Below are 3,784 nucleotides of genomic sequence, written 5' to 3' on the forward strand. Positions count from 1 at the left end.
CCGTCTCGGCCAGAGCCATGGCGTCCGATGACGCCTGTTTACGCTGTTCGGCGGCGGTCAGCGTGTCCAGCAGCCTGCCGCGTTGTTCGGCGAAGCCTTGGGGCGCGACCTCGGCCTGTTTCAGCAGGGCGGCGGTCTTGTCCGCGTCCTTGCCCAGGGCGGCGACGCGGGCGGCGCTGTCCCTAGACCGCGTGACCCAGCCCTCGCGGGCGCGGGTCAGGCTGCCCAGCCGCTGTTCGCGCCCCTGGCGGTCGCGAGCCTCGGCGTCACGATCCGAGCGGGCGGTCTGGGCGGCGAGGCGGGCGACATCAGCGGCCGCCCGGGCGGCGGTCAGCTCGTCGCGCAAGCCCGACAAGGTCTCGGACGGTGCGTCCGTGGTCTGGGCGGCGTCCACGGCGCCTTGCGCCTCGGCCAAGTCGGCGGCCAGCCGGGTCACGGTGTCGTCCAGGGCCTGGGCGTGAGCCTCACGGCGGGCATGGTCGCGGGCCAGGGTCTCGACCCGGTCGCGGGCGGCGGTCACGGCCTTGTCGGCGGCGAAGGGAGCCAGGCGGACGGTCTTGACCGTCTCCTCTGCGGCGCGGAAGGCGTCGGTGGCGGCCTTCTGGGCGGCCTGGGCCTGATCCAGGGCGGGTCGGCCCTTGTCGATCTCGGCCTCCAGCTCGGCCAGCCGCGTGCGCTGGGCCAGGCGAACGGCGGCGGGGCGGGGCGCCTCGGCGCGGCTGACGAAGCCGTCCCAGCGATAGAGGTCGCCCTCGACCGTCACCAGACGCGCGCCGGGCGGCAGGGCCTGGGCGAGGTCCGCCGCCTGCGCGTGGGACGCGACGCCGCACAGGGCGAGGCGCGCGGTCAGCTGCTCCGGCGCCTGTACATGGTCGGACAGGGGCGTGACCCCGGCGGGCCAGGACGGGGAGGGCGCGTCCGCCCCGCCCCAATAGGCGGCGGCCTTGGCGTCCAGCGCGGCGTCCAGATCGTCGCCTAGGGCGGCGGCGAGGGCGGCCTCGTAACCCTTGTCGGCGCGCACCTTGTCGAGCGCAGGCGGATGGTCGCGCTTGCCGGTGACCAGCAGCTGGGCCAGGCCCCGCGCCTCGGTCTGCAGCCGACCCAGCCGATCCTCGGCGGCGCGGGCGGTGGTGCGCGCCTCTTGCTCGGCGCGCGCCAGGTCGCCGCGTTTGGCTTCGGCGGCCTCGACGGCCTCGCGCGCGGCGGTCAGCTCGGCCTGGGCGGTCTCCAGCGCCTGGCGGGCGGTTTCCAGCTCGGGCGTTTCCAGAGAACCCAGGGCCTCTCGTTCGCGCCTGGCCTGATCGTGCTGGCCGGTGACGCGGGCCAGGCGGGTCTCGGCGTCGCGCTTGCGCGCCGTCTCGGCGTTGGCGCGGGCCTCGACGGCGGCCAGGGTTCCGGCCAGGCGTTCGACCTCGCCGTCGGCGGCCTTGCGGGCGTCCTCGGCGGCGGCCAGGGCCTTGTCCAGTTCGGGGCCGCGTTCGGGGGCGGCGGCGATCTCGGCCTTCAGCCGGGTCAGTTCGTGATCCAGCCGGTCCAGTTCGCGCTGGGCGTCGGCGGCCATGTTGGTTTCGCGCTCGGCATCGGCGGCGATGCGGGCGGCCTCGGCCTTGAGCCGGTCCACCTCGGCGCGGGCGGCCTGTTCGGCCATGTCTAGCCGGTCGCGCTCCAGGCTGGCGCGGTGCAGCAGGGCGGACGCGACGGCGTCCTCCTCCCGCGCGGGCCTCAGGGCTTCCTTAGCGGCCAAGGCGGCGGTCTGGGCGGCGGCGGCGGCGGTGGTCGTCTCGGCGACCGCACGGTCGGCGTCGCGCAGTTCCTCGGCGGCGGCTTCGGCGGCCAGTCTGGCGTCATTCCAGCGGACGTAGAGCAGGGCGGCCTGCAGGGCGCGGATCTCTGCGGAGATCTTCTTGTATTTCTCGGCCTGGCGGGCTTCGCGCTTCAGGCGGTTCAGCGCCGTCTCCAGCTCGCGGCCGATGTCGTCCAGCCGGTCCAGATTGGTCTCGGCCGCCTTGAGCCGCAGCTCGGCCTCGTGGCGGCGGGTGTGCAGGCCGGCGACGCCGCCCGCCTCTTCCAGGATGCGGCGGCGGTTCTGCGGCTTGGCGGCGATCAGCTCGCTGATCTGGCCCTGGCGGACCAGGGCGGGCGAGTTGGCGCCGGTCGAGGCGTCGGCGAACAGCAGCTGGACGTCGCGGGCGCGGACCTCCTTGCCGTTGATGCGGTAGGTCGAGCCCTGGCCCCGGTCGATGCGGCGCGACACCTCCAGCAACGGGCTGTCGGTAAAGGGCTGGGGCGCGCGACGCTGCGCATTGTCGATGGTCAGGCTGACTTCGGCATGGCTGCGCGGAGGGCGGCCCGCGGCGCCGGCGAAGATGACGTCGTCCATGCCCTGGCCGCGCATAGCCTTGGCCGAGTTGGCCCCCATGACCCAGCGCAGGCCCTCAAGGACGTTGGACTTGCCGCATCCGTTGGGGCCGACGACGCCGGTCAGACCGGATTCGATATGCACCTCCGCCGGGTCGACGAACGACTTGAAGCCGACGAGCCGGAGGCGCTGGAACTGCATCGTCCTGGCGGACTACCGAAGCAGTGGGTCGATGGCGGCCGAGAGGGCTTCCAGCGAGGGATCGGCGACGGGCTTGCCGTTAACAAAGAAGGCGGGCGTGCCGGTGACGCCGGCGGCATCGGCGCCCGCGATCTGGGCGTCCAGTTCGGCGCGAATGGTCGGGCCTTCCAGGCAGGTCTCGATCTGTTCGCGCGTCTTGCCGCTGGCGGCTATGCCCGCTGCGAACCAGGGTTGAGGCCCCGTGGTGCGCAGATTGGCCTGGTCGCGCATGAAGACGCCCGCCACGTCGAAGTAACGTTCGGGCGCGGCGCACAGGGCCACCGCAGCGGCGGCGGCGGCGACATTGGCGGGCTGGGTCGGCAGGTTGCGATGCACCAGCCGGACCTTGCCGGTGTCGATATATTTTGCCTTGAAGGCCGGCAGCACGGTGTTGTGGAAGTCCGCGCAGTGCGAGCAGGTGAAGGAGGCGTATTCGATCACCGTCACCGGCGCATCCGCACGGCCCAGGACATGGTCCTGGGCCGTGATGGGCGGGGGCGCATCGGCGGCGAAGGCCGGCGCCGCCAGACCCGCGGCGGCCAGTGCGACGAAGACCGATAGCGAGAGGGCGGCGCGGCGCATCATCCTATTTGGCCAGTTCGGCGTCGATGGCGGTGGACAGGTCGGCCAGGCTGGCGCCCTCGCCGCCGGGGGTGATGACCTGGGTGTCGTTGACGTAGAAGGCGGGGGTACCGGTCACGCCCTGGGTACGGGCGGCCTGGACGCGGGTTTCCATGGCGGCGACGGCGTCCTTGTCGGTGACGCAGTCGTTGAACTGCTGCTCGGACATGCCGGCCGCCTGAGCGGTGCGCAGCAGCCAGTCGCGCGGCGACGAGGTCAGCATCTCCTGCTGGGTGGCCATCAGCTGGTGGACGACGTCGAAATATTTGTCCGGGCCGGCGCAGCGCGCGACCAGGAAGCCGGCGGTGGCGGCGTCGACCGGCGGGGTCGGCAGCTCGCGGAAGATGTAGCGGACCTTGTTGGTGTCGACGTATTTGGCCTTGAACGCCGGCCAGGTGTTCTTCTGCCACAGGGCGCAGTGGGGGCAGGTGACCGAGGCGTATTCTACCACGGTGACCTTGGCGCCTTCCGGCGCGCCCAGACCCATGTCGCCCTCGGCCGCGCCCTTGGCGCCGCCGCCGCCGCACGCGGCCAGGGCCATGGTCGCCAGGGCGGCGCCGGTGA

3 protein-coding genes are annotated in these 3,784 nt (G+C 73.0%); all 3 read right to left on the reverse strand.

Features of this window, described 5'->3' with window-relative positions; genetic code table 11:
- Window positions 1-2,560, reverse strand: a 2,560-nt coding sequence (locus tag WC555_RS15280) for an AAA family ATPase (RefSeq protein WP_373254960.1), incomplete at its 3' end; no start/stop codon positions are given.
- A gap of 12 nt (window positions 2,561-2,572) precedes the next feature.
- Window positions 2,573-3,181 carry a thioredoxin domain-containing protein gene (locus WC555_RS15285; protein ID WP_373254963.1) on the reverse strand — a complete coding sequence of 203 codons (609 nt, stop codon included), beginning with the start codon at window positions 3,179-3,181 and terminating at the stop codon, window positions 2,573-2,575.
- Window positions 3,182-3,185: 4 nt separating this feature from the next.
- Window positions 3,186-3,784 (reverse strand): DsbA family protein (locus WC555_RS15290; RefSeq protein ID WP_373254966.1); only part of this gene is annotated, 599 nt, incomplete at its 5' end.

Source organism: Brevundimonas sp. (genome assembly GCF_041648615.1).
Classification (GTDB): domain Bacteria; phylum Pseudomonadota; class Alphaproteobacteria; order Caulobacterales; family Caulobacteraceae; genus Brevundimonas.

Excerpts from the sequence above, each read along its gene's own strand:
- WC555_RS15285 (WP_373254963.1), bottom strand. The coding sequence starts at position 3,181 with ATGCGCCGCGCCGCCCTCTCGCTATCGGTCTTCGTCGCACTGGCCGCC.